The 24,640-nt window shown below is 48.4% G+C and carries 21 protein-coding genes; 8 read left to right on the top strand and 13 right to left on the bottom strand.

Annotated features, from left to right (window positions below; translation table 11 throughout):
* Positions 1 to 8: 8 nt before the first annotated feature.
* Positions 9 to 1,382, bottom strand: coding sequence for an ABC transporter substrate-binding protein (locus DXA36_RS30550; RefSeq protein ID WP_118683056.1), 1,374 nt, complete (start codon positions 1,380 to 1,382; stop codon positions 9 to 11).
* Between the two features lie 272 nt (positions 1,383 to 1,654).
* Here DXA36_RS30550 and DXA36_RS30545 point away from each other — a divergent pair, with 272 nt between their 5' ends.
* Both DXA36_RS30545 and DXA36_RS30540 read left to right on the top strand, forming a co-directional pair.
* Entirely contained in the window at positions 1,655 to 3,424 is a 1,770-nt protein-coding gene (locus DXA36_RS30545) for a sensor histidine kinase (RefSeq protein ID WP_118683054.1), read from the top strand.
* A 61-nt stretch (positions 3,425 to 3,485) separates the two neighbouring features.
* On the top strand, positions 3,486 to 5,177 hold the full coding sequence (locus DXA36_RS30540; protein WP_182479335.1) for a response regulator transcription factor: 1,692 nt from the start codon (positions 3,486 to 3,488) through the stop codon (positions 5,175 to 5,177).
* Here the strand turns inward: DXA36_RS30540 and DXA36_RS30535 are convergent.
* The 7 genes from DXA36_RS30535 to DXA36_RS30505 all read right to left on the bottom strand — a co-directional run bounded on the left by DXA36_RS30535 (position 5,081) and on the right by DXA36_RS30505 (position 10,797).
* Positions 5,081 to 5,872, bottom strand: coding sequence for an SGNH/GDSL hydrolase family protein (locus DXA36_RS30535; protein WP_118683050.1), 792 nt, complete (start codon positions 5,870 to 5,872; stop codon positions 5,081 to 5,083). The two genes, DXA36_RS30540 and DXA36_RS30535, sit on opposite strands and share 97 nt — an antisense overlap.
* Complete coding sequence (locus DXA36_RS30530; protein WP_118683048.1) at positions 5,865 to 6,350, bottom strand: DUF6773 family protein; 486 nt, start codon at positions 6,348 to 6,350, stop codon at positions 5,865 to 5,867. The genes DXA36_RS30535 and DXA36_RS30530 overlap by 8 nt, the downstream gene beginning before the upstream one ends.
* A complete protein-coding gene (locus tag DXA36_RS30525; protein WP_118683046.1) occupies positions 6,334 to 6,552 on the bottom strand; it encodes a helix-turn-helix transcriptional regulator in 219 nt (72 codons plus the stop codon). The genes DXA36_RS30530 and DXA36_RS30525 overlap by 17 nt, the downstream gene beginning before the upstream one ends.
* A gap of 36 nt (positions 6,553 to 6,588) precedes the next feature.
* Positions 6,589 to 7,617: a CPBP family intramembrane glutamic endopeptidase gene (locus DXA36_RS30520; RefSeq protein WP_118683044.1), complete on the bottom strand. Its 1,029-nt coding sequence runs from the start codon at positions 7,615 to 7,617 to the stop codon at positions 6,589 to 6,591.
* A 606-nt stretch (positions 7,618 to 8,223) separates the two neighbouring features.
* On the bottom strand, positions 8,224 to 9,027 hold the full coding sequence (locus DXA36_RS30515; RefSeq protein ID WP_118683042.1) for an ABC transporter permease: 804 nt from the start codon (positions 9,025 to 9,027) through the stop codon (positions 8,224 to 8,226).
* Complete coding sequence (locus DXA36_RS30510; protein ID WP_118683040.1) at positions 9,024 to 9,818, bottom strand: ABC transporter permease; 795 nt, start codon at positions 9,816 to 9,818, stop codon at positions 9,024 to 9,026. The genes DXA36_RS30515 and DXA36_RS30510 overlap by 4 nt, the downstream gene beginning before the upstream one ends.
* Positions 9,811 to 10,797 carry an ABC transporter ATP-binding protein gene (locus tag DXA36_RS30505; protein WP_118683038.1) on the bottom strand — a complete coding sequence of 329 codons (987 nt, stop codon included), beginning with the start codon at positions 10,795 to 10,797 and terminating at the stop codon, positions 9,811 to 9,813. Before DXA36_RS30505 ends, DXA36_RS30510 begins: the two co-directional genes overlap by 8 nt.
* 681 nt (positions 10,798 to 11,478) lie before the next feature.
* On the opposite strand from DXA36_RS30505, the gene DXA36_RS30495 reads away from it, so the two are divergent.
* Complete coding sequence (locus DXA36_RS30495) at positions 11,479 to 11,871, top strand: desulfoferrodoxin family protein (protein ID WP_118683034.1); 393 nt, start codon at positions 11,479 to 11,481, stop codon at positions 11,869 to 11,871.
* 233 nt (positions 11,872 to 12,104) lie between these two features.
* Here DXA36_RS30495 and DXA36_RS30490 read toward each other — a convergent pair whose 3' ends face one another.
* Positions 12,105 to 13,133, bottom strand: coding sequence for a hypothetical protein (locus DXA36_RS30490; RefSeq protein ID WP_118683032.1), 1,029 nt, complete (start codon positions 13,131 to 13,133; stop codon positions 12,105 to 12,107).
* A gap of 281 nt (positions 13,134 to 13,414) precedes the next feature.
* Positions 13,415 to 14,113: a hypothetical protein gene (locus DXA36_RS30485; protein ID WP_118683030.1), complete on the bottom strand. Its 699-nt coding sequence runs from the start codon at positions 14,111 to 14,113 to the stop codon at positions 13,415 to 13,417.
* Between the two features lie 224 nt (positions 14,114 to 14,337).
* On the opposite strand from DXA36_RS30485, the gene DXA36_RS30480 reads away from it, so the two are divergent.
* The 5 genes from DXA36_RS30480 (at position 14,338) to DXA36_RS30455 (ending at position 19,925) form a co-directional block, all read left to right on the top strand.
* Positions 14,338 to 14,682: a helix-turn-helix domain-containing protein gene (locus DXA36_RS30480; RefSeq protein WP_118683028.1), complete on the top strand. Its 345-nt coding sequence runs from the start codon at positions 14,338 to 14,340 to the stop codon at positions 14,680 to 14,682.
* Positions 14,683 to 14,750: 68 nt separating this feature from the next.
* Positions 14,751 to 15,431: a response regulator transcription factor gene (locus DXA36_RS30475; RefSeq protein WP_118683074.1), complete on the top strand. Its 681-nt coding sequence runs from the start codon at positions 14,751 to 14,753 to the stop codon at positions 15,429 to 15,431.
* Positions 15,432 to 15,454: 23 nt separating this feature from the next.
* A complete protein-coding gene (locus tag DXA36_RS30470) occupies positions 15,455 to 16,639 on the top strand; it encodes a sensor histidine kinase (protein ID WP_118683026.1) in 1,185 nt (394 codons plus the stop codon).
* 398 nt (positions 16,640 to 17,037) lie between these two features.
* Positions 17,038 to 17,718 (top strand): ABC transporter ATP-binding protein, encoded by a 681-nt coding sequence (locus tag DXA36_RS30460; RefSeq protein ID WP_118683022.1) that lies wholly within the window; start codon positions 17,038 to 17,040, stop codon positions 17,716 to 17,718.
* A gap of 5 nt (positions 17,719 to 17,723) precedes the next feature.
* Positions 17,724 to 19,925, top strand: coding sequence for an ABC transporter permease (locus tag DXA36_RS30455; protein ID WP_118683020.1), 2,202 nt, complete (start codon positions 17,724 to 17,726; stop codon positions 19,923 to 19,925).
* 57 nt (positions 19,926 to 19,982) lie between these two features.
* Here DXA36_RS30455 and DXA36_RS30450 read toward each other — a convergent pair whose 3' ends face one another.
* From DXA36_RS30450 to DXA36_RS30440, 3 genes are all read right to left on the bottom strand, one after another.
* Positions 19,983 to 21,038 (bottom strand): trimethylamine corrinoid protein 2, encoded by a 1,056-nt coding sequence (locus DXA36_RS30450; protein ID WP_118683018.1) that lies wholly within the window; start codon positions 21,036 to 21,038, stop codon positions 19,983 to 19,985.
* A 98-nt stretch (positions 21,039 to 21,136) separates the two neighbouring features.
* Positions 21,137 to 22,735: a response regulator gene (locus DXA36_RS30445; protein ID WP_118683016.1), complete on the bottom strand. Its 1,599-nt coding sequence runs from the start codon at positions 22,733 to 22,735 to the stop codon at positions 21,137 to 21,139.
* A complete protein-coding gene (locus DXA36_RS30440) occupies positions 22,725 to 24,506 on the bottom strand; it encodes a sensor histidine kinase (RefSeq protein ID WP_182479334.1) in 1,782 nt (593 codons plus the stop codon). Before DXA36_RS30440 ends, DXA36_RS30445 begins: the two co-directional genes overlap by 11 nt.
* Positions 24,507 to 24,640 lie beyond the last annotated feature (134 nt).

The following is a 24,640-nucleotide window of genomic DNA, read 5'->3' as shown; positions in this document are numbered from 1 at the left end:
TTTCCTATTTATTTCCCCTGGATTTCCTTGCTTCTCTCTCCCATTTCCGCCAGGCCGTCATCAATGGACAGTTCCTTAATCATAATCAGGCTGTGTTCCTCGCCCAGCATCTGGTTTACTTCTGCGGAATGTACCTCCAGCGGACGATCCATGGCAACATGTTTGGTCTGGAGAGCTTCTTCCAGGCCCTCCGGCATACCGTCCAGAGCCGCCAGGGCTTTGATGGTATCCGCATTCATTCTTGCAGGAATCATGCCGCAGTCCGCATAGATTTTTGCACCCTCTTCGCCGCTGCAGAATTTTACGAATTCCCAGGCAGCTTCTTTATTTTTGGCATTGGCACTCACACCCATCGGAGTGGTGGATCCAACCGTCCATCCGGCTTCCACGCCTTCCGGATGAGGCAGGGTGGCTACGCCCCAATTCACACTGGTTTCCCCTGCTTTCGTTTTCTCTATCATGGTGCTCATGAACCAGCTTCCCATAGGCATCATAGCGCACTGGCCTTCCATGAAAACGCTGGAATAATGGATGTTTCCGGTTTTCAGTGTGGAATAATCCATAATGGTCCCTTCTTCCTGCATACGCAGAACCATTTCATAAGAAGGCTTCATGAAGCTGTAATCCGTATCCAGAATGGTATGCTTGCCGTCCTGTACCGCCCAGTTCTGTACACAAGCCTGCCAGGTATGGAAGAGAGCGCCGTATTTCTTGTCATTGCCTTCCCCGCTGGTCACTTTCTTTGCCAGCTCCTCAAATTCGGCCCAGGTCATATCATTTCCCGGATATTCCACTCCTGCCGCATCAAAAATATCTTTATTATAGTAAAGTACATAGAATCCGGTGCTCACCGGGAGAGCTACCTGTTTACCGTCCAGGTTCAGGGCATCCGCGCCGTTCATCGAAGCCGGATCCACACCGTCTTTTTCCATATAAGGAGTCAGATCCTCCAGCTGTCCTCTTTCCGCGATAGAAGGCGTATTGTCAGGATCTTTTACCCATACCACGTCCAAATCGTTTCCGCCGTTGAGCATAACGGTAAGCTTATTGGAGTATTCTCCGGATGCGATATCAATCAGTTCTACTTTGATATTGGGATTTGCCGCCTCAAATCCATCCACCAGCATCTGTGTGGACGGCTCCGTATAGGAATCCCAGTGTGCAACCTTGATGGTTACCTGTTCCCCGTCCGCAGCAGGTGTTTCCGCAGCAGGTGTTTCTTCAGCGGGCGTACTCTCCTGTTGCGCAGCCGGGGTTTCCGGCGCCGGTGTCGTATCCGCGGGCGCATTTGCCGCGCTGTTTCCGCAGCCAGCCAGCAATCCGCCGAGCATTGCAGCGGTGAGTGCCGTTACTATCCATTTGCCAGTTTGTTTCTTTTTCATAATTTGTAATACTCCTTTCCCCTTTTCATAGCAGCAGCTATTTGTTACTGTCATTATAACTTTCTTTGCCTTCTGCAGGAACTTACATTCTCACTAATAAATAATAAATTTTTAAAAAATTACTTTTTCAGGGCATAATGCACGAATACTTTTTTTGAATATAATATTATTTTCGAAAATTACACAACTTTGCATCTCTGCTTTTAGATATATGCTATAATTATTGAAAACCATTGTTTTTGTCTCATCTTTGTAACCACAGGAGTCACAGCATGAAGAATAAGCGGATGGACAGCATCACCATAAAGATACTTTTTGCCATGTGTATTTGTATTGTTTCCTTTACACTGGTAAGCAGCCTGGTTATTTCGGCTCTGCTGGGGAGCAGGCTGTCAGAACGGGCAAGGCAGACAAATGAACAGTATCTCATCACTATCCGTAACCAGCTGAATGGATATATCGGCGAACTGAATACTCTGGGAGCGCTTTGTGCAAGCAACCAGAATATCACCCAGGCGCTGGGCTACCACACCCTGGATAACATTTCCGCCAAACGGATGTGCCTGAAGGCCCAGGATGCGCTGGACGGCTACCTGTCCTCCAGCTCACTCACCCTGTATACCACACGCCTTGCCGTCTTTAATTCGGACAGTATCTGTATCACCGCTTCCGCCTCCAGAGGCCACAACCTGTCCGAAACCGGGCAGCTGCGGGAATATGCCGCCTCCTGCTTCCGGGCAGATTTGCAAACGCCCGTTTATTCCTGGCATTCCGCCATTCCCAATGTCTCGGCTTCCGCGCTCACATCCGCAGCGGATAAGGACTCTGTGATCCTGGCCTGCCTGTACCCGCTTTCCGTTTCCGACGGCTTTTATCTTTATATAGAAATCAAACCGGAGCTTCTGAAGAGCCCGTTGGCCCCTTACCAGAATCTCCAGCAGATTTTCATAACCAATGAGGATCACAGCATTTTCTATTCCTCATTTACACCTTCGTCAGATTTCTACGGGGAACTTTCCGATCTGACAGACGGAATCACCCTGCAGACCGGAGGGCAGAAATACGAACTTTCCTCCTGCTTTATTCCGGAATTCGGGATTTTCCTGTGCACCCTCAGCGATAAAACCCTGTTTGCCGGGGATAACCTGTATATCCTGTATCTGCTCGGCATTATCCTGCTCACCACCATAAGCGCCGGACTCATCATTACCCGGATTGTGAGCACCAAAATTACAAAGCCTATCCATATCCTGACTACCCACATCCGTAAAATTTCCGAGACCGACGATTTTTCCTATAATCCCGCCATCGTGACGTCCTCCGATGAAATCGGTGAAATCGGCCGTGCGGTTAACCACATGGCGCTGCATATCCAGGAGCTTCTTACGGAAATGGAAAAAATGTACGAACAGCGTAAAAACATTGAAATATCGCTGCTGCAAAGCCAGATCAATCCCCATTTCCTTTATAATACCCTGGATTCCATCCGCTGGATGGCCGTCATACAAAAAAGTAAAAATATTGAAAAAACCACCAAAGCCCTGGAAAACCTGCTGCGCAACGTGGCGAAGGGGGTCGGTGACAAAATAACGCTGCAGGAGGAGCTTTCCCTGGTACAGGATTATGTCCACATCCAGAAGGTGCGGTACGTGGAGGTCTTTGATATCCGTTATGAAATACCGGAGGAATTCCTTTCCTGCAAAATCATCAAATTCACCCTGCAGCCGATTGTGGAAAATGCCATTTTCCATGGCATTGAACCCACCGGTGAATTCGGGGAAATCACCCTCCGTGCACAGTCGGACGGATCCAGCCTGTATCTGACCATAGAGGACAATGGTGCCGGCATGACAGCCGAGGAACTGCAGTCACTGAAAGAAAGCCTGAAAACAAGCAACAAGGATTCCCTCAGCGGAATAGGGGTCGCCAACGTCGATGCCCGCCTGAAGCTTAATTATGGTTCCGGGTACGGGCTGCTGTATGACAGCGAACCCGGAAAATTCACCCGGGTTACCATACATATCCCGTTGGAGAAGGACTGACAGGCGGCAAAAAAGGGGGCAGCAATGCAAAGCCCGTATCATACGTGCAAAAGGAGTAATTATGTACAATTGTTTAATCGTGGATGATGAAACCATAATATTATCAGGGATCAAATTTTTGATTGACTGGGAGAAAAATGACTGTACCATTATGGATACGGCAAGAAACGGAAGGGACGCCCTGGAAAAAATACGTTCCTGTCCTCCGGACATCGTATTATGTGATATTAACATGCCTGTCCTGAACGGCATGGAGCTTCTAAAGATCTGCAACGAAGAATTCCCCTCCATCGTCTTTGTGATGCTTACCAATCTTCAGGAATTTGATCTGGCCCGGGATGCCATCCGCTACCGCGCGGCCGATTATCTGCTGAAGGTGCAGCTGGAGGCTCCGGCTCTGGAGGAAAGTCTGCAGAAGGCAAAAAACGAATACGAACGGCGCAGCAAGCTGGCTGAAGCCGACCGCATGCATTTTTATGAAGAAAAAAAGACCCGGGAGCTTATACACAACGCCTGTCTGGAGATCCTTTTTTCCCCGGAGGAAGAGGCCCTGAAGCGCGCCGGCGAGGTGCTCGATAAAAACCATATGCTGGAGAGCTACGGATTGGTCTATATTCCCTTTGATTACAGCCAGGTACCAGGCGCCGGGAGGCTGGATGCAGACGCCCGGAGGGATCTTACCGCATGGGAAAAGGAACTGGCCCAGCGTCTGTGCGAAACGGTTTTCGCATCCTCCTGCCTGTTTGTGTCCACCGGGCAGACGGACTGCCTGACCATGTTTGTCTGGCATCAGGGAAAGGAATGGGAATCCCGTATGTCCCTGTTTTCCGCCAAGTTCTCCACCGCTTCCCGTAATATCACCCAGGCCGTCCCTTCCGTTCTGGTTACCGGCTGTTTTTATGGAAAGGAACAGCTGTCCTCCTGCCGGAATGATTATTTCAGCCTGATACAATATTTTTACCTGGATGAGATCACATCCTCCCGGAATCTGTCCGGAGAGCGGGCGGGATTTGAACCGCTGGGACTCTCCGGCATCGGATCCCAGCTGGAAAATGAGCTGAATGCCAAAAACCTCACCGGCTGCACTCTGCTTCTGGATCGGGCTATACGGCGCGTCCGGGAAACCTCCCATCAGAAAAGCCAGGCCATATGGCTGTGCAACGAACTGTACCGCTGTGCCGCAAAAGCCCTCCGGGACAGCAGCCTGTACGATACCACCGGCTATGCGGAAATTGAAAATCTCATGACACGCCGGCAGGTCATCTCCTGGATTGAGAAGCTGAAAAACTCCCTGACAGAACTTATCTGGCAGGAAGCGAATCTGAAATCGGAGCCTGTGGAAAAAGCAAGGCAGTATGTGCTCAGCCACGTAGAAGACCGCCTCAGCCTTCAGGATGTGGCCGACGAAGTATGTATCTCTCCGGGTTATCTGTCCACCCTGTTCAAAAAACAATACAGCCAGAGCTTTGTCAGCTTCATAAACCAGGCCAAGGTGGAGCATGCCTGCCGGCTTCTTCAGGAAAGGAAATACCTGATCAGCGAAATATCCTGCCGGCTGAGCTTTGAAAATGCCTACTATTTTGCCAAGGTTTTCAAACGCTATATGGGCATGACCCCCAGTGAATACGAGAAGTCCCTGGAAAGCGGAAAAACCCCTCAGGCTTCCCGCGGCGACAGTCTTCCGCCCAGCAGCTCCAACAGCCTTGCTGCCAGCAAGGAAGCGATCACCTCGTTGCCTTTGTCGGAGGGATGAAGGCCGTCATAGGTAAAATCAGCGGCTTCCGGCGGATAGGGATACGCATCCTCTCCGAACCGGACCGGGATCCGGGTGTAATCCGGATATGGAAGCTGCCGGTAGCCCTCCGGAGTATTCACCCATTTAAAACGCACCACATTTTCCGGGGTAAAGCCCGACAGGTCATGCAGGTTCAGAGTAGGGATCCCTTCCGCACAGCAGGTCTCACAGATCCCCTGCGCAATATCGGAAAGCCACTGCCCCTGATCCGGCATATAGCTGCCATGGGCGTTATTGAACGGATCCAGAATATAGACAAAATCTCCCCGTTCCACCGGATTCATCACCAGAAGAGCCGCCTCCGGCGCCGTCTCCCGGATATGGGAAACCAGAACGCCCAGATTGCCCAGAATCGTACCTTCCCTTTTCTTTGTAAAATCCTCCCGGCTGCCAAGAGGCACACCGCCGTGCCAGTCATTGGTCCCCAGAAGCACCGTATACAGATCGGCCCCGGGCAGCCGCACATGGACCCAGTCCGGCGTAGCTGAGCCGTTCATGCCCATATTGATAACGGACAGATTGGTAAAAAAGCCGCAGGTACGGGTGAGATACCCTTTCTTCACCCGGTATGCCGTTTCGTCAAGGTGATCGTTCAGATAGGTAAAGGAGTCTCCAATGGCACACCATTTTATCGTTTCAGCCGTCTCATTCATCCTCTTCTTCCTCCAGTTCCGCTTCCAGCTCTTTCATTATTTTTCTTTCCCGGTGCTTCACATACTCACCGGATATTGCCATCGCGGCAAAAATAAACACAAACAGGACTCCTCCAAAAATAAGCACAATAGGAAGGAAAAGGCCGGGGATATCGGCTCTGACCGTCTCATAATTTCTGTATTTTCCGATAGCGAATACTGCCGTAAAAAGGATCGTACCCACCAGACTGCAAAGAAAATAATTTTTTTTATTAGGCTTGATACGGGTATCCCAAATCCCTTTTCTGGTGCTTGCGCAGATGTACACGATACAACCTGCCAGAAAGGCCGCCAGTTCCCAGCCATACTCCCTGATATTGCGTTCCAGTATGTAGGCCTGGATTATAACGGAAGCCGCCAAGATCAGCCACATCACGTAAAAAGCCGCCCGTTCCGCCTTCAGAATATCCAAACGCTGTCTTTCATCCATTTTTTTCATCGTCGAATCCATCCTCCCAAAAAAGCTCATCCAAAGTCTTTCCCAGCGCTCTGCAGATGCTGAGACACAGCTGAAGGGAGGGGTTGAATTTTCCGGTTTCAATCATCCCAATGGTCTGCCGGGTCACCCCCACAGCCTCCGCCAGCTGTTCCTGTGAAAAATCCTTTTCAATTCGGGCGATTTTCATCCGTTTGTTCTTCACCCGTTCTCCTCCTTTATCCTGAACCGATCCCCATAACTACTGATTGGCATACTCTTCTGCCGCCTGCGGCACCTCTTTCCGGTATACTTTGGAGAAAAGAAAGGGAGCAAATAAAACGCCGTTCAATACCAAAAGGATAAGTACATCCATCCAGGCTATAACCTGACCGCTGATCACATCAGCGCTTCCTGCCAGCACGGCAATCAGATTGTTATTCAGGTAATGCATGATTACAGGTACCCAGATATTGCGGGTTTTCATCTGTGCATATCCGAAGAAAATAGCAAGTCCGGTACAGGTCAGAATTTGGCTGATAACGCTCTGCAGCCAGGTTTCCGGGCTGTAAAAAAACAGATTAATGGGCAGATGCCATATTCCCCACAGGACACCGAGCAGAAGAACGCCTGCCCGTTTTCCGAATCTTTTCTGCAGCATAGGCTGGAAAAATCCGCGCCATCCGTATTCTTCACCAAAAAATGCGGTAAAAACAAGAAAGAAATTAATCGGCAGAGTTATCAGGCTGAGCAGAAGATACGGATTTCCCATCAGTGTCAGGAACGCTCCCGTCTCTCCGGCAATTACATAGCTGAAAAAGATACGCAGCATATATAAAACCAGAAAAAGCAGGACATAAAGCCAGGGCTTTCTCTTTTGTCCGTCACCCATGGCAAGGCCGTATTTTCTCCGTACCTCCTGTTTATTCAGCAATAAGAAAACCCACAAAATAAGGCTTCCTATAATAATAACATACTGGCTCAGGAGAGCAAACGGCACCTGCGGGAGAAACAGGCTGAGTGCAGCGGCGGCGGCCATTGCCCCTGTCAGAATTAAAAAGCCCGCATAAAACTTCACGGGGAGCTTCTCCCCCTTCTCCCGTGTCAGCAGGTAAGCAAGCATCACTCCGGCTGCCGGATAGAACATCTGTGCATTGGGGAATACGCTCACATCGTTTCCCCGGTAATAACTGATTCCCATCAGAATCCCCATTAACAGGGTCATACCGAAAGCGACTGCAACAAAAATCCAAAGCTGTTTCTTTTCTGTAACAGTTAATTTGTCCTGCATATGTAAATCCTCCTACTTGTTTTGCGGAGCAAAATGCAATTTCTTTAGAAATTTGCCCTCTGGCGAGCAGAGTATTTTCCTCCTTTTTCTTACATGGCCTGCCTGCGGCCGTGATGGTTTTCATTCCGGATCCTCAGACCGTACAGGTTGAACTTGCTCATGTTTTTACTTTCCATAAAATATCATATATTATATTTTGCTTAATGTCAAATATATTTTACTTTTTGCAAGGTGGATTACTTGTATAATGTTATATAAAGTCTCATGCAAACGGGTAATATTGAGTAACTCAAACTTTGCAGGGGCAAAATGGCCTTCCGCCTGCTGGCAGAGCGGTGTCCCCGGGACGGAAAAGGAATGTTCACCAGCTCCTCTCGAATTACTTTAGTAATTTACCATGGAGATGAGACCGGTCAAGTGTGTCAGCCTCATCTGACACACTTGACGCCTTCGGGCTCATCGGAATGTCCGGCCTGATGGACTGGCGAATATCCTTTTCCGTCCCGGGGACACCGCCCTGCCAGCAGGCGGAAGGCCATTTTGCCCCTGCGAAGTTTGAGTGAGTAACAGGTAATATGGAAGTGGTTATATTGATTTATGGCTGGTTTATGAACTCACACTATTATATCTTTTCAGCCCCGTTTTCCACAAAAAAGCAGTCAGCAGCCCAAATACTCCTACTACGGCGACACCATATATCCACATTTTTACAGAGCCGCTCCCGCTAATATACATGGCAGGAAAGGTGGCGATAATGCCATAAGGAAGGATTACATAAAACAGAAGCTTATAAAAACCTTTGAAAACCACACCTGGTATTTTCATACACAAATCAATTCCCGCCTCCTCCAGACGGGTAATATTATTGGTGGAAACCACAAAGAACGTAAGAGAACGGATGATAACCTCCATTTCATACCACAGGATTATCATCAGAAAAACCCAGACTCCGTATCCTGCCGCTAACCCTGGTGTTACCTTTACCCCGGACAAACGTACGCCGTACCAAAGAATGCATATACTCAGGAATACCAGCGGCAGGGAGCCCGGATTAACCTGCTCAAAGGACAGGCGCAGCAGAGGGCTGATGGGCTTGGTAAGGTATAAATCAATTTCCCCGTTCCGGATCTTGCCGGAGATATTATTCACTCCAAAAAAGTAAACGACCATATTTACGGCATTCACCAGGGAAAAGGTCCCTATAAAAATAACCATTTCCCCCTTCCCCCATGGCCCAATGGAATCCACATTGGCATAAATCGCCTGGAATACAAGCAATTCCACCAGAAATAAACTGCCGTCCACGAAAAAAGGCCCCCAGAAACCCAGCCGGAACATCATCAGATGCTGGAAACGCAGCCGTATCAGCTCCTGTACAAATTTCAGGTTGTTTTGTATTTTTTCCATCATATTCCCACCCCGTCATATTTCAGTCTATATTTTTGATAGGTTCTGCGGTTCAGAAGTTCCATAAAAATGCACCATCCCGCCAGTATAAGCACCCCCCGCAGGGCTTCCTCCCCGCAGCGGCCGGTGAACAGCATGGACGGCAGGTAAGTCACATAGTAAAACGGCAGCAGACGCATCCAGACTATCATCCCATCAGGCAGCAGGGTAAGCGGTACAATGGTTCCGGTTATCAGGGAAATCAGATTATCCTTTATCATCAGGAACGTACTGATTTCTTCATACCGCAGGGTCAGAAGCCCCAGGTAGTAATTCAGCTGTACCATAAACAGCAGCCCCAGAAACACCATAAGCACAGCACAGGCGATTACAAAAACATCGGAAGTAAAGGTGAAGCGTATCCGGAAAATAAATATCCATATGCCGGCCGCCAGGAAATCAAAAAGGAGATAAAAAGCAACCACTCCCGCCTCCATGGCAAGAAAATATTTTTCGATGTTCATCGGAATCACCATATATTTGGAAAAGGTACCGTTCCGGATCCGGGAGCTGATTTCCCCGCTGATTCCTCCTGACATTTCTATCTGGGATAAAAAGGAACTGATTATATAGTAGGAAAGCATACTGTGGAAAGTGAAGCCTGCAATGCTTTCCTTGCCTTCAAAAACTGCACCCCAGAGCACATAAGCAAAAATAATTTTGGTTATGGTGAAGAGCATATTAAATACCGCGTCCGCCCGCCAGACAAGCTGGGCCTTAAAATAGATTACTGCCGTTTCCCCATATTTACGCATTTCCTTCCCCTCCTTCCCGGTAAATACGCTCCACAATTTTACCGATTTCCTCTTCTTCAATGGTCACATCGACAGGAGACAGCTTCAGGAGCGCTCCCAGGCATTCCCCTGCTTTTTCTCTGGGAACCTCAAACACTTTTTTATAAGGGGAATCCTCCAATATCCGCCAGCCGTTTTCCATATGGGGGAATTGTACGGGATGATCAAAGCTCAGGGTAATTTTTTTATTTTTCTGGTATTGTTCAAAAAGCCGGTCCGTCGATCCGTCATAAATTTTACTTCCATGGTTCACTACCACACATCTGCTGCACAAAGATTTGATATCCTCCATATAATGGGACGTCAGAAGGATCGTGGTTCCTCTTTCGGAGTTCACCTCCTTCAGAAATTTCCGCACCTGTTTGCCGGCTACCGCATCCAGCCCTATGGTAGGTTCATCCAGGAAAAGAATCCTGGGATTATGCAGCAAAGCCACTATAAGCTCCATTTTCATCCGCTCTCCCAAAGAAAGGGTGCGTACCTGCACATCCATAAGCTCTTTTACCCCGAACAGCTCAACAAAATACTCCTTATTTTCCCGGTACTCCCGGTCGGAAAGACCATAAATCTGCTTAAACAGATGCAGGGTATCCTCCGCTGTCAGTTCAAAGAATAACTGGCTCTTCTGTCCCATTACCACGGCATATTGCCTTTTGAACGCATTTTCCAGCTTATTGGGATAATACCCCATCACTTGGATCTCTCCTGACGTGGGAGCAATGATGCCGGTAAGCATTTTGACAAGGGTTGTTTTGCCGGCTCCGTTCGGTCCGATCAGGCCCACAAACCCGCCTTCTTCCACTGTAAAATCCATGTGCTTAACGGCCTCTTTTTCCTCGTATTCTCTGTGAAACAAACCTTTTACACTTCCCAGGAGACCCTCCTGTTTTTTGTAACGTTTAAAGGTTTTGGTTAATTGGGTGGTTTCGATGATGTTCATTGACTGCTCCTTTTCCTTTTTACTTCCCGTGTTATTTAGCAGCGATATACAAAAAAATAAGCCCGCAAAAGTATCTGCCCTGAAATAGACATACCCTTCTGCGGACCATGATTTACAGACGTCTTACCCCGGAATAAAAGATAATTCAAACAGCCGGGGCCATTTTCCGGGAAAATAAAAAAGCAGGCCTTTATCACGCCAGCTTTCATTCCGTCCGTATTTCCTGATCAGACATATATAATGAAGTACAGGATGTATTAGTGTAAGGCAGATATCCGGCAACAGCCGGCAAAAGGGCATACTGATAGCCGAAATGGGCTTCAGGCTGTCCTTCCTCAACTATTTAGTTGCAATCTCCTTACCGAACACACGCATGCACTTACCTCACTTTTTTATCCGGCCGATAATCAATGGCCTGCTGCCTTTTGCCAAACAGCAACTTTATTATAGGGAGGAATCACTGCGATGTCAATACCAAAAATTGTTATATAGGATAACAGATAATAGCTGGTGTAACTCAAACTTCGCAGGTGCCAAATGGAGCCCCGCCGGCTGTCTGTGCGGCGGAGGGCCATTTGGCACCTGCGAAGTTTGAGTATGTAACATGAATATTTGTTACAAATGCATAAATATTTCCCCTATTTGGGACACTAACAGAAAATACCATAATGGAGGATTCATATGAACAAAGAACCTGTTTTTTTAACGGACAAAAATCATACCGTAGTGCTGGAGGCTCTTACCGGCGTGCCCAATGCTGCCGTTCCCGACAGCTGCAAGCCCTTTGAAATCCTGACCGCCAATACTTCGGAAGGGGCTGCGGAAAAGCACCTGCCGGTTGTGGAAATCAACGGGAAGCATGTAACTGTCAAAGTGGGCAGCATCTTCCATCCCATGACCGAGGAGCACAGCATCGGCTGGGTCTGCCTGGTGACCAGGGCCGGCTGTACCATGCGTGTCTGCCTGGATGCAAACTGTGAACCCGTGGCGCATTTCACGCTGGAGGACGGGGATTCGGTGAAGGCAGCCTATGCTTACTGCAATCTGCATGGATTTTGGAAAACGGAAATTTAAGCAAAGTAACATGAGAGTAAAAGGAGGTAACAGTTCAGACAAGTCTGAACTGTTACAAAAGGAGATACATCTACCGGTTTATGTAAATGTATCTCCTTTCATTACGGAATTATGTACAGGCGGCATCTGTTATGTTCCGAACGAAGCGGAAGGTACCCCAACAAACATAAACATTATTTCGTTTTGTTAAAAGTGTTTCAAACTTAATCCGCTATTTTTTATGGCACAACAATTTACTCTCTGCACAATATACCTGTTTGATTGATAAATTGACTGACAGATTCGGCTTTGGCCGCCTCCTTGACCCATTTCTTTAAAATCGGAAGCTCAGACTCCGAAAGGATTCTTTCACGTAATTCACCGGGTATTTCTCCTAATTCTGTCAACAGTTCAAGTACATCCTCTGCTTTACCTTCTGCTTTACCTTCTGCTTTACCTTCTTTTTTTCCGGCTTCTCTACCAACACTGAACTCATCGGCACGTATTTTTTTCATTTCCTCTTCTTCGTTATACTCAAATATCGACATCGCAATCACCTCCGCCCTCTGTGCGGACAAAAAGTCTGCCAGTATATCATTCCGGATACATTCTGTCACCGCCCGGTCCACGGCTTCCGCAATTTCCATCTCCGCTGCATATTTCCGGACACATTCCACAAACAGGCAGTATTCCCTCAGGGTACTGCATTTCTGCATCAGATCCCGGTTATTCCCGATGTTGATGTTAAGCATTGTCACCTTTACTTCCAATTCGGGGCAGAGAACCTTCTTTTCAAACGCGTCAGACAGCTTTAACAGTCTGCGTTCCGGCTGCTCCTGCGTCCCATTGTAAAATACAACAAAGCGGGGAACGGGAATTTTAATCTGTTTACTGGAGTACAGTGTTCTTCCCGCCACATACTTCTCCAGCTGTCTGGCCATGTACAAAAGATCCCGCAGGGGCATATTGGGATTGAATGTGGACTGATGCTCATATAGATTCATTTCCGAATCAAACAGGAACGAAACATCATTTTTAACTCCCATATAAATTGCGTTTTCCAGTGTACAGATTTCCATAGCACCGGTATCTTCATAAGCGGTTCCGTTCAGTGCGTTGTATAATTCCAGCAATTTTCCCCTGTCTTTATACAGCAAACGGAACACCGTATCCTTGTGGTTTCTCACCACATGCAATTCTTGTTCTTCCCCGGAAATATTTATTTCCGGGGAGTGCTTTTCTTCCGTGGAATGCTTTTCTTCCGTGGAATGCTTTTCTTCCATAGACTGCTCCTTTCTGCAATTGTGGGCAGGAAGCTGTCTGAAAGAATATGACGTAATCCGCTTCTGTCCAGCAACTCCTGCCTGTTTCATTGGATGGTAAGCATAGAGTTTCTGAATAGAGAATAGAAATAAGACGGCTTACGCCAGAATTCATAGAAAATTATGCTTGGTTTTATTTTAACATGATTTTTTCCAGACTACAATCATTTATTTATCTGTATTACGTGAAAATATCCCTGCGAAGTTTGAGATGATTACTAAAATTGTCTGCATTCATTACTTTACTTCCAGAAAATAGTCTCCACATGTCTCTTTCCCCTGGGTTTCACCATGAAGGCTTCGATTTTCTGTCTTTTTTCATCCGGTAAGGCAACCACCCAATCATCAAAGTAGCTGAATATCAATTTATTTTCGTAAATAATTTCCATAGGCCAGGGACTCTCTTCTATCTCCTCCAACAGTCTTTTTGTGTCACATCCTCCTTCCCTTAGCCGTTTTCCAAACTTTGTATTTTCCTCCCCATATTGTCCTAAAAGATAACGGGTAAGCTGTTTTTCGGTTTCATTAATAAAAGCAAACTCCATTCCCCTGCTATCCAGGTTAGCTTCTACCACCTTCAGCGGTATCTTAATCCGGAACGGCCCGGGGACTATATAGTGCCACTGTTTATCAAGATCATAAAAATATCCGTAATCAACAAACGCAATCCTGCTGAAAATTTCCCTCTCCGTTTTGCCCAGGTTATGCGGCCTGCCTGTAGCCCGGTGGGAGTAAAGGCTGCGCGGATAGTGCCCTTCGCTTCCGGGCATCCCTAACAAACTCAGCTCACCCAGGCCAAACAGATACTCCACCCGTTCCGGTGATTGGTACCATGCAAGCAGACGCGCGCCTACCATTGCAAAATATCCCCCATTTCCGCTCCACCCATATTGGACATGGCCATCCTCCAGCCTGCGCGCAATTATACTGATATCTCCCATTTGTCCCGCCTCCTTATATATTTATTAGTATACATAAGTATATCACCAAAATATATTGATTGCAATCCATTAATATAGTAAACTATACTATATAATATATAAAGGTACTGTCCACAGCCCATTCGTCCGCCGCCCAGTGGTTTTGCCTGCCTGGTTTGCCCTCCCGGCTTTTCCCTGGGGCGGACGAATGGGCTGTGGACAGTAACATATAAGGAGTATAAATTATGGAAACCATTGATTTTTCTAAGGTCGGTCTTAAAATGAAAGAATTACGGATGGAGCAGGGCGCCACTCAGGAAAAGATTGCCGATGCCCTGGAATGCACGGTTGCATTTATCAGTAATATTGAAAATAACCGGGCCAAACTGAATTTAAGGGTTTTACTCTACTATGCTAATCTTTGTAATGTTTCCGTGGATACTTTTTTAGATGCGGGCCGCCCCGGGGCTTCTGTGGAAAAAGAGGCTGCACAGGAGGCGGAACTTTTGCGGGTTTTCCAAACGTTTACCCTTGAAGAACGGGATAAAATAATTAAAATAATGAAACTATGGAAAAAAACGGAAGCATAACAACAGGGCGTGAGGCACCGGCACCGCCCGTTTTTACGCCGGAGCGCCGGATAAAGGAGGATTTAAAGATGATCGCTATCTATTACATTGAAGACGATGAATCTATAGCAGGTATGGTTAAGGAGTACCTGGAACAGAGAGGCTGTAAGGTTTCTGTTTTCCGGACGATAACCGATGCCAGGGAAGCGTTCCTGGGCCGCGTGCCGGATGCCGCACTGGTGGACTGGAATATGCCGGACGGGCGGGGCGATGCGCTGTGCCGGTGGATCCGATCCAAATGGAAAGAGCTGCCCGTTATTTTTCTTACCGCCCGGGGCGATACCCGGGATGTCGTATCCGGTTTTCAAAACGGCGCGGACGATTATGTGGTAAAACCGTTTGAACTGGAGGTTTTGGATTCCCGTATCCGTGCCCTGCTGCGCCGGGCAGGGAATGTATCCGGGCAGTGCCTGACCTGTGGTTCCATCATGCTTGACCAAAACCGTATGATGGTTTTCATCGGAGAGGAAGAAATTGTGGTAAGCCAGTCTGAATATCAGCTCCTGTTACTTTTAATCCGCAACAAAGGAAAGACGGTTACCCGGGAACGGATATTGAGCGATCTGTGGGACAAAAGCGGCAGCTATGTGAATGATAATACGCTTACCGTGACTATGAAACGGCTGCGTGAAAAACTGCATAACCCGTCCTGTATAAAAACAGTCAGAAGCTTTGGATACCGTATGGAGGATAACCGCTCCGATACTTGAATTGTCACTATGGAGGATACCTTATGAACAGTCAGAAAAGAACAGGGCTATTCCTTGTTTTTGTATTATCCGTCAGCCTGATTTCTGTCTCCGTTACCGCTTTTTTTATGGCCGGCCTTTATAACCGTATGCAGTTCCGGCTTCTAAACAATATCTGCGAAAGTATTATCCGGGAATTGCCGGAAGCGGAAAAAACCATTCCCTCCGTATTAAAAAAAATCAAAAACGGGCAGGCCGCGGATACCCGGGGCACCATACTCACCGACTATGGATACCGGCAGTCGGACTTTGCCGGGTACACCCGGAATTACGGCCTGTTATCCGCCGCCGGCGGTTTCCTGCTTGGCGGCATCCTTTTTCTGTCTGCGTTCTGGTACCGGCATAAAACGGAAATGCTTCGGATTAAAGCCCTGACCGATTATCTGGAACATGTAAATACCGGAGGTACGGTCCTTCACCTGCAGGAAGAGGAGGACGATTTTTCCAAGCTGCAGGATGAAATCTATAAAACAGTAACCTTTGCTTACCAGACAAGGGATGCGGCCCTTGAAGCCAAACAGAATTTCGCAGAAAACCTTTCCAATATTGCCCATCAGCTTAAAACTCCCATTACAGCCATCCATCTGACCACACAAATGCCGGAGCTGACGGCAAAGCCGGAAACCGCCGGGCAGATACGAAAACAGCTGGAACGCCTGACGCATCTGGAGGAAGCGTTACTGCTTCTGTCCCGTCTTGATGCCGGAACGCTTCCTCTGGAACAAAAAGAAATCGATGTGTTCACGGTACTGACGCTTGCGGCTGACAATCTACAGGAGGTATTTTCCGACGCAGGCGTCTTTATCGATATCCCCGAAAGAAAAGCCGCCCGGCTGACCGGGGATTTGGACTGGACCATGGAAGCGATCATGAATCTTCTGAAAAACAGTATGGAGCACACGCCTGCCGGGGGTATTGTCCATTGCTTCTATGAACAGAATCCGGTTTACACACAGATTGTAATCCGGGATGAGGGGGAGGGTTTTGCAAAGGAGGATATCCCCCATCTTTTTGAACGATTCTTCCGCGGTCGGAATGCAAAGGAAGGAGGAATCGGAATCGGCCTGGCCCTGGCAAAGGAAATCATTGAAAACCAGAACGGGACGATTTGTGCCAGGAATAATCCGGAGGGCGGAGCCTGTTTTGATATCCGTTTTTACAGTCACTGAGATGTCACTTTCTTTTGTTATACTACATTATAGCTTGAACAGTACAGGCAGGCCTGCATGAACTGTCAGCATAGCTTTTATCCGATGCCGGCACGGGTAAACTGTAACAATAACATAACGCAAACTCCGCAGGTTCCAAATGGCTTTCCGTCCGCCGGCAGAGCGGTGTCCCCGGGACAAAAAAAGGAATGTCCGCCAGTCCATCAGGCCGAACATTCCGATGAGCCCGGTCAAGTTTGTCAGATGAATCTGGCACACTTGACCGGTCTCATCTTCATGGCCTGAAAGGATCTGGCGGACATTCCTTTTTTTGTCCCGGGGACACCGCTCTGCCGGCGGACGGAAAGCCATTTGGAACCTGCGAAGTTTGCGTAACATAACAGGAAGGAGAACTATCGGTGGAACTATTAAAATGCGAGGGAGTCAGTAAAATATACGGTAACGGCAATAATCAGGTAACGGCTTTGGACGGAATAGATCTGTCTGTGGAGAAAGGGGAATTTGTTGCTGTCATAGGGGCCTCCGGCTCAGGAAAATCTACACTCCTGCATATTCTGGGCAGTGTGGATCAGCCCACGTCAGGAAAGGTTATTGTTGACGGAGTGGATATCTCCGCAATGAACCGGACACAGGCGGCTATTTTCAGGCGGAGGAAGGTGGGTCTTGTTTATCAGTTTTACAATCTGATCCCCACCCTGACCGTACGTAAAAATATTCTGATGCCGCTGTTGCTGGACAAAAGAAAACCAAACCAGGAATATTTTGATCAGGTGGTAAAGACATTGGGTATCACGGATAAGCTGGAAGCGCTTCCCAGCCAGCTTTCCGGCGGTCAGCAGCAGCGTGCCGCCATTGCCCGGTCACTGGTTTACCGACCTGCCCTCCTGCTTGCGGATGAGCCTACGGGCAATTTAGATCAGAAAAATTCCAGGGAAATCATTGACATGCTGAAATTATCCAACCGTAATCTGAAGCAGACCATTCTTTTGATAACCCACGATGAAAAAATCGCTTTGGAGGCGGACCGTATTATAACCATCGAGGACGGCCGCATTCTCAGCGATGAGAAACGGGGGTGAATCACATGTGGAAGGATTATTCCAGAAGCTTTATAAAAAACAGCAGGGCCTCCAGTATATCCATTATGGCTGCCGCCCTGATTTCCAGTCTGTTATTATCATTTTTATGCAGTTTTTTCTATAATTTGTGGCTTTATGATGTAGAAAGGGTACTTATTGAAGAAGGGGACTGGCAGGGGCGTATTACCGGTAATATAAGCGCAGAGGATCTGCCCGCCATACAGAATTATGCCAATGTGGAACGTGTTGTTATCAATGAGGAATTAACGACGCAGGATGCGGTCGTGGCAGATGTGTATTTCCGGAATGCCCGGACTGTGTTTCAGGATTTGCCCCGGATTATCCGGGGACTGGGGCTTGAGGAGGATGCGGCTTCCTATAATGTACTGCTTTTATCCAAATACCTGATCCATGATCCGGAGGATGAGGTGCCTCCGCTTTTATTGACCTTTTATCTTCTTATAATAGCGTTGGTTTCTATTTCCCTGATTCTGGTCATTCATAATTCCTTTGCGGTTACCATGAATGCCCGGGTGCGCCAGTTCGGGATTTTTTCCAGTATCGGTGCTACGCCGGGCCAGATACGGACCTGCCTTCTGCAGGAGGCCTCTGTGCTGTGTGCCCTTCCTATCCTGGCCGGTATCGTACTCGGAATCGCTTGCAGCTTCGGAGCGAAGCAGGGAATGGAAATGATAGCCAGGGATATGCCGGGGCGGTATATCATTCCTTTTCAATACCATCCCGCGATCTTTGTAGTCACCCTGTTTATCTGCTATGCAACCGTCCTGTTTTCCGCCTGGCTTCCCGCCGCAAAGTTAAGCAGGCTCACCCCGCTGGAGGCCATCCGGGAGACGGGCGGGCTGCAGCTAAAGAGGAGAAAACACTCCCCTGTGCTCACTCTGCTGTTCGGGACGGAAGGAGAACTGGCAGGAAATGCCCTGAAAGCCCAGAAGAAAAACCTGCGTACCTCCACCCTGTCTCTGACATTGTCGTTCCTCGGTTTTTCCATGATGTTTTGCTTTTTTGCCCTGACCGATCTCAGCCTCAAATATACGTATATTGAAAAATATCAGGACGCATGGGATATCATGATTACCGTCAAAGATACGGAAATCGTGAATTACGGGACTACAGAAGAGCTGGGGAAGCTGGACGGAGTCCGGGATTTAACCATCTACCAGAAAACAGAGGCCATTGTCCCGATCCCGGAAGCGGGCATCAGTCCCAAACTGGCCGCTCTCGGAGGCCCGGCAGCCGTAGCGGGATCCTCTGTATCCCATACGGACGGCTTCTGGCTGGTAAAAGCGCCGGTCGTCATCCTGGATGATGCCTCATTCCTCCGGTATTGTGAACAGATCGGTATAACGCCGGGTCTGGACGGAACCATTATCCTGAACCGTATTTGGGACAGTCTGCACAGTGTCTTTCGTTACCGGGAATATGTCCCCTTTATTACCGAGGATTTCCCTTCGATTGTCCTGCAGAAGGCAGAAGGCGGAGAACAGACCGGAGAGCTCCCCATACTTGGCTATACCGGAGAACTCCCTGTCCTGAAAGAAGAATACGACGACTATACACTGGTGCAGTTTCTCCCCTTGTCCTTATGGGAGAAAATAGCAGATAATGTGGGATATACGGAAAAGGATACCTTAATCCGGATACTGGCAGGGGAAGGCGTTACTCTTGATGAGCTTACTGCACTGGAAATGCAGGCCGGTAAGCTGGTCAGCGCTTCTTATGAATGTGAAAGTGAAAACCGGCTCGAAGATAACATTACCAATGATAACATAATAAAAGCCTATAAGCTGGTGCTGGGTTCCTTCTGCGTCCTGCTTGCAATCATCGGGCTTGCCAACGTCTTTTCCTATACCCTTGGCTTCCTGCGCCAAAGGAAGCAGGAGCTGGCCCGGTATATGTCCGTTGGGCTGACACCTGCCGGCATCCGGAAGATGTTTATTGTGGAAGCCCTGGTTATTGCCGGACGTCCGGTGCTTATTACGCTGCCCCTTACTTTTTTCTTCGTCGTATTTACCGCAAAGGCCAGTTATCTGAAGCTGATGGAAGCCTTTCGTGAAATCCCGGTTGCGGCAATTGCCTTGTTCAGCCTTGCCATTTTCGCTTTTGTGGCCCTGGCTTATTATATCGGAGGAAAACGGATTTTAAAATACAGCCTGGCGGATGCTTTACGTGATGATACACTGGCATAATACCCGGCGTCCCACAAAGCAGGCAGGCCCCCGTATGCGCCGCCTGCCTGCTTTGTTCTACTTTTCTATCCTTTTTACCAATGCCTTTCCTTCCTCTTCCGTACTGGCGCTAATCGAAAACATCACGCCTTCCGGTTTCAGATTTTCAAGCATACGATCCAGTTCCCCGGGTGCCACCTCAATCTGTATTCTTTTACCGGCATCCTGGATTTTCTTGAGCACAGGCAGCCAGTGGGAAGCCGTGGGCTGTCCCGCGCCGTAGACCCACTGAATGCCTTTCAGCTTATCAATAGCAAGCAGCCTGTCCAGGTGCTTCAGGGCATCCGGACCGTCCAGATGGTATATGCTGGCATCCAGGAAATCCAGCTCTTCCAGAAGCTCTCCCACTACCAGCTTTTCATACATCTGCGTGGATATCATACAGGAAAAATCACAGCAGGTAGGATACCATCTTCCCGGATGCCAGATACCCATCCAGCAGGTGCTGCCTTCCTGGTATTTGGTGGTCATGGTATACAGTTCTTCATAAATTTCCCGGAAAGCGGGAAGGAGATCCATAGCTGCCTTCTGGATAAATGCAGGCTGATCCAGGGTATCCATGCACAGCTGCTGCGGGCCTCTCATGGATACCAGCCCGTCCAGCCCCGGGTGGATATCCGTAACGCCCACCAGGTATTTCCCCTTACCGTCCTCTACCGCGGCTTGGGTGATTTCAAGCATTTTCCGGTAATATTCATTCTGTCTGCACAGCAGAAAGCCCTGGTATTCCTCCACGTCCTCATCCGTGAGGAAGGGAACGGACCAACTGGTATCCTCTCCGAATTCCAGCTTGGTTCCGAAACAGGCCGCAAAATAGTCCGGTCCCAGGTTGGGATTCAGCGCAGGGAACGCTTCCCCTCCGTAATAGGTATTGCGCATTTCCCAGTTGCTGCTTTTTATAATGTATTCGGTGTCCATCCATCGTTCCTTGAGGGAAGTATGGCGGCTTTCGGGCTTTTTCTCCTGTTTCGCTCTGGGCGCCCGGATGCTTACAAGAGGGCGGTCATGGTTTTCCATCGCCCAGTATTCCAGGTATCTTTTTCTGATTTTGTCCCAATTTTCACAATATTCCATATCTGCTCCCGTCTGCGTGAGATAAACGCGTGTCAGTCATGCCGGCTGTCCTTGCGCTTTTTTGTGTGTCAACCGGTTTTCTATTCTTTTTTTCTATTCTATTTTTTTGACCCTGCCATCTGGTATTCGGAGGGCGTACATCCACAGAACAGCTTGAACCGTTTGCTGAAATAATAAGGGTCGGAAAAACCGGTGAGTTCAGCCGCTTCCGCACACCGGATGCCCTCTTCCCTTAGAAGCCCTCTGGCTTTTTCAATACGGATTTCTTCCAGCCGCTGCATGATGGTTTTCCCGGTCTGTGTCTTATAGACACGCCGGATGTAACTGTTCTCGAAAAATAAATGTTCCGCTATGGTGCTGACCGAAAGATTTCCCTCCGGGTAATGCTCCTGAAGGTACTGTTCTATTTTATTGACCAGTATCTCCTTTTTGCTGCCCACCGGGACGTAGGTACAGTCCGAAAGCATTTCATAGACATAGTTTTTTATGATTTCCTTTACCTGGGCTACCGTAAAGCAGTCTTTCAGATCGGTTATAATGCTGTCCTGCATCTGCAGATAGTCGGAAATCGGGTTTTCATTCGTCTGCCTGAAATAGGAATGGATGCCTATCATGAGGGAATAATAGACATTTATTATGTACTGAAAGGAAAACATCTGGTTCTCGGACAGGCCGAACATTTTTTCCAGAATATCATCCACCTTGGAATAATCCCTCAGTTCAAAGCATTTGATGAGCAGGTTAATATCCTGGGTGCTGTAAAAGGCCACATCGGTATTGAGTGACTTTAAATCCTCATAGCAGGCAACCTTCCGGTGCACCTTGGTACTGTTTTCAAAAACAAGCCTGGCCTGTTTGTAGGCTTCCTGCAGACGGCCCAGCCCTTCTTCCGCACAGCTCAGGGCGGCCGAATCCGGCATCCCATCCGTCATGCCCTCTTTTCCGTCCTCCAGCAGTGCTTCATAGGCCTTTCGTATCCGCTCCATGGTTCCTTCTTTCCTGTCCGCAACATGGGCGATTGTAATACAGCTGCCGTCGTTGCGCAGGCAATAGCTGCCGATTCCCGCCCCTCCCAAAGAGGCCTCCAGCCGCTCCCGGATCCTGGTACTATCGCAGTCGGCACAGCCTTTGCGCATCCGCAGGATCGCCACCGCATAATGGCTTCCTTTCCGGGGGAGCCCTTCCAGGAAAGGCCTTTCTTCCAGGGAAGTATCTGCTTTCGGGGAGGAATCCGCTTTCTTCCACATCAGAAGCTCCGGCTGGGCTTCCACCGCATCTCGTAAGAGCATTTCCTGCCTCAGATGCTTGTTTTTCTTGGATTCATCAATATCCTTGATGCATTTTCCCAGGGCTTCCTTCAGTTCTTCTTTATCAAAGGGTTTGAGCAGATAATCGAACACATTCAGCTTGATCGCCTGATGGGCAAAGGAAAATTCATCATAGGCCGTCATGATAATTACCCTTGTTTCGTTTTCCGTACCCTTAATGGCTTCGCAGGCCTCCAGCCCGTTCATTCTTGACATAGAAATGTCCATAAACACAATATCCGGATGCCATTCCCGTATCAGAGAAAGCGCCTCCTCTCCATCCTTGGCATAACCGCATATTTCACACTGCAGCTCCCCCCAGTCTATGATCCGGGACAGATACTGCAGATAGATAGTTTCATCATCCACAAGAAGAACCTTATACTTCATGTCCGCCGCTCCTTTTCAGATTGATGCATAAGGCAATACTGGTGCCGATAGGGGTATCATCCAGCTGGATGCAGGTACCCCTGCCATAAAAAATCTTCAGCCGTTCCGACACATTTTTCAGCCCGAAGCTTTCCGTATCCGTTTCCTTCTGCTCTCCCGATAAAATCCGTCCGAAGGTTTCCCGGCTCATGCCGATTCCGTCGTCGACCACATAAATATAAGCCCAGTCATCCACAAGCTCTCCGGTAACCAGGATATGCCCCCTGCCGTTTTTTGGTTTAATGCCATGGTAAATGGCATTCTCTATCAGCGGCTGCAGCGTCAGCTTGGGAATCTTAAAAGCGCGCAGCTCCTCCGGCATCTCTATGGAATAGCTGAGGCTGTCGTTATAGCGTACCGACTGGATTTCCAGATATTTCTGCAGTGCCTCCAGTTCCTGATCCATCCAGACCCAGTCCAGCCCCTTGTTCAGCACCAGCCTGTAATAATCCGCGAGCAGTTTAATCATGCGGCTGGCATCCCCAAAGCATTCCATGCTGTTTAAGCAGAAAATGGTATCCAGGGTGTTATACAGGAAATGGGGTTTGATCTGGGCCTGGAGCAAAGCCAGCTCCAGCCGTCTTTTCTCTTTTTTTTCATTGGTTACCTTTTCGAACAGCTCCCGGTTCATACAGACCATCTGGTTAAAGCTGGATATCAGAATACCTTCTTCATTTTCCGCATCCGTTTCCGGCAGATTCTCCGGAAGGGAATCGGTGAATTTACGCATATGCCCGGACAGCTGGGAAATGGGGCGGGCAATGCGGCGGGCGATAGCGATGCTCAGTACATTAAACACACACAGAAGAAGCAGGCTCACCCCGATAATGACCAGAGTCATGTTATTTACTGCCGATAAAGAGGCTTTGACGTCCAAAACCGTAGTCAGCCTCCAGGTATCGTTCACCTGGTAGCTGCCTATCCGGTATCCCGGCGCTGCCTTTTTATCTTCCACCCGGCTGGATATTTCCTCCGAACAGGCGGACTGGGCACTGTAATCAGACGCGGCGCGCAGCACCCTCATGGCCTCCCTGTCGTCGCTGGAAAGGAGCATACCGTTTTTATCCGTCAGATAAATATCCACTTCCGGGGCGCCGTCCTTATACTGATAGGTTTCATACAGCCTCTGTTCGTCCAGCTCCAGGATGATGTAGCCCACATCCGCATTGCTCTCCACATCTCTTAATACCTTTACATAATGCAGGTTAAAACCGGAAAATGCGGATTCTATCCTGAGGGAATAATACCACTGGCCGGTGGTGGTGATCCCCATATCCCCAAACTGCCGTACCAGCTCCAGGTTTCCGTCCGAGCTTCGGTAGGAGCGGTTCCGCTCCTTCTCATACATATCCCCGTTATTATAAAGGACAGCAATATGGCCCACATCCGGGTAAAGAAGAAAGCTGTTTTCAATAATATTCAGGATTTTCTTTTTCGTGGACGTATTATACAGGTTGGGGTAAAAAAGGGATGAACCGTTCAGTTCCAGGGTATTATTCAGATTTACGATAATACTGTTGCAGCAGCTGGCGGTATTGGATGCCAGCCCTGCCATCTGCTGCACAATCAGATTATCCTCATAATTCCTACCCTGTATGAGTTTTTCGTACATCTGGCTGCTGTAAATCCCCCGCAGGACAAAAATGATGCAGATGACCAGCACCGTAAAAAACAAAATAAAGGAATAGCTAATCCGCTGCTGGATCGACAGGTTTTTCAGTCTCTTTTTCATGTATGCCCCCACCATTGTTTCTTCTTATTATAGAGTAACCCGGCGGCGGTTACAATCTGTCTGTCAATTCTGGGTGCAGATAAAAAAGTTTGGTGTCCCCCGCCCCTGCTTCCCTGTGCGGCCTGCTGCCCTGC

This window comes from Eisenbergiella sp. OF01-20, from assembly GCF_003478085.1.
Taxonomy (GTDB): Bacteria; Bacillota; Clostridia; order Lachnospirales; family Lachnospiraceae; genus Eisenbergiella.
Note: the sequence above shows the minus strand (reverse complement) of the source record. Positions and strands in the feature narration are given on the sequence as shown.

What these genes read in the sequence shown, in the direction of transcription:
- DXA36_RS30515 (WP_118683042.1), bottom strand. Translation starts at nt 9,027, where the DNA reads ATGATGGAAAAAATACAAAACAACCTGAAATTTGTACAGGAGCTGATA.
- DXA36_RS30490 (WP_118683032.1), bottom strand. Translation starts at nt 13,133, where the DNA reads ATGGAAGAAAAGCATTCCACGGAAGAAAAGCATTCCACGGAAGAAAAG.
- DXA36_RS30455 (WP_118683020.1), top strand. Translation starts at nt 17,724, where the DNA reads ATGTGGAAGGATTATTCCAGAAGCTTTATAAAAAACAGCAGGGCCTCC.
- DXA36_RS30520 (WP_118683044.1), bottom strand. Translation starts at nt 7,617, where the DNA reads ATGCAGGACAAATTAACTGTTACAGAAAAGAAACAGCTTTGGATTTTT.
- DXA36_RS30445 (WP_118683016.1), bottom strand. Translation starts at nt 22,735, where the DNA reads ATGAAGTATAAGGTTCTTCTTGTGGATGATGAAACTATCTATCTGCAG.
- DXA36_RS30450 (WP_118683018.1), bottom strand. Translation starts at nt 21,038, where the DNA reads ATGGAATATTGTGAAAATTGGGACAAAATCAGAAAAAGATACCTGGAA.
- DXA36_RS30505 (WP_118683038.1), bottom strand. Translation starts at nt 10,797, where the DNA reads ATGAACATCATCGAAACCACCCAATTAACCAAAACCTTTAAACGTTAC.
- DXA36_RS30550 (WP_118683056.1), bottom strand. Translation starts at nt 1,382, where the DNA reads ATGAAAAAGAAACAAACTGGCAAATGGATAGTAACGGCACTCACCGCT.
- DXA36_RS30510 (WP_118683040.1), bottom strand. Translation starts at nt 9,818, where the DNA reads ATGCGTAAATATGGGGAAACGGCAGTAATCTATTTTAAGGCCCAGCTT.
- DXA36_RS30480 (WP_118683028.1), top strand. Translation starts at nt 14,338, where the DNA reads ATGGAAACCATTGATTTTTCTAAGGTCGGTCTTAAAATGAAAGAATTA.
- DXA36_RS30530 (WP_118683048.1), bottom strand. Translation starts at nt 6,350, where the DNA reads ATGAAAAAAATGGATGAAAGACAGCGTTTGGATATTCTGAAGGCGGAA.
- DXA36_RS30475 (WP_118683074.1), top strand. Translation starts at nt 14,751, where the DNA reads ATGATCGCTATCTATTACATTGAAGACGATGAATCTATAGCAGGTATG.
- DXA36_RS30495 (WP_118683034.1), top strand. Translation starts at nt 11,479, where the DNA reads ATGAACAAAGAACCTGTTTTTTTAACGGACAAAAATCATACCGTAGTG.
- DXA36_RS30535 (WP_118683050.1), bottom strand. Translation starts at nt 5,872, where the DNA reads ATGAATGAGACGGCTGAAACGATAAAATGGTGTGCCATTGGAGACTCC.
- DXA36_RS30440 (WP_182479334.1), bottom strand. Translation starts at nt 24,506, where the DNA reads ATGAAAAAGAGACTGAAAAACCTGTCGATCCAGCAGCGGATTAGCTAT.
- DXA36_RS30545 (WP_118683054.1), top strand. Translation starts at nt 1,655, where the DNA reads ATGAAGAATAAGCGGATGGACAGCATCACCATAAAGATACTTTTTGCC.
- DXA36_RS30540 (WP_182479335.1), top strand. Translation starts at nt 3,486, where the DNA reads ATGTACAATTGTTTAATCGTGGATGATGAAACCATAATATTATCAGGG.
- DXA36_RS30470 (WP_118683026.1), top strand. Translation starts at nt 15,455, where the DNA reads ATGAACAGTCAGAAAAGAACAGGGCTATTCCTTGTTTTTGTATTATCC.
- DXA36_RS30485 (WP_118683030.1), bottom strand. Translation starts at nt 14,113, where the DNA reads ATGGGAGATATCAGTATAATTGCGCGCAGGCTGGAGGATGGCCATGTC.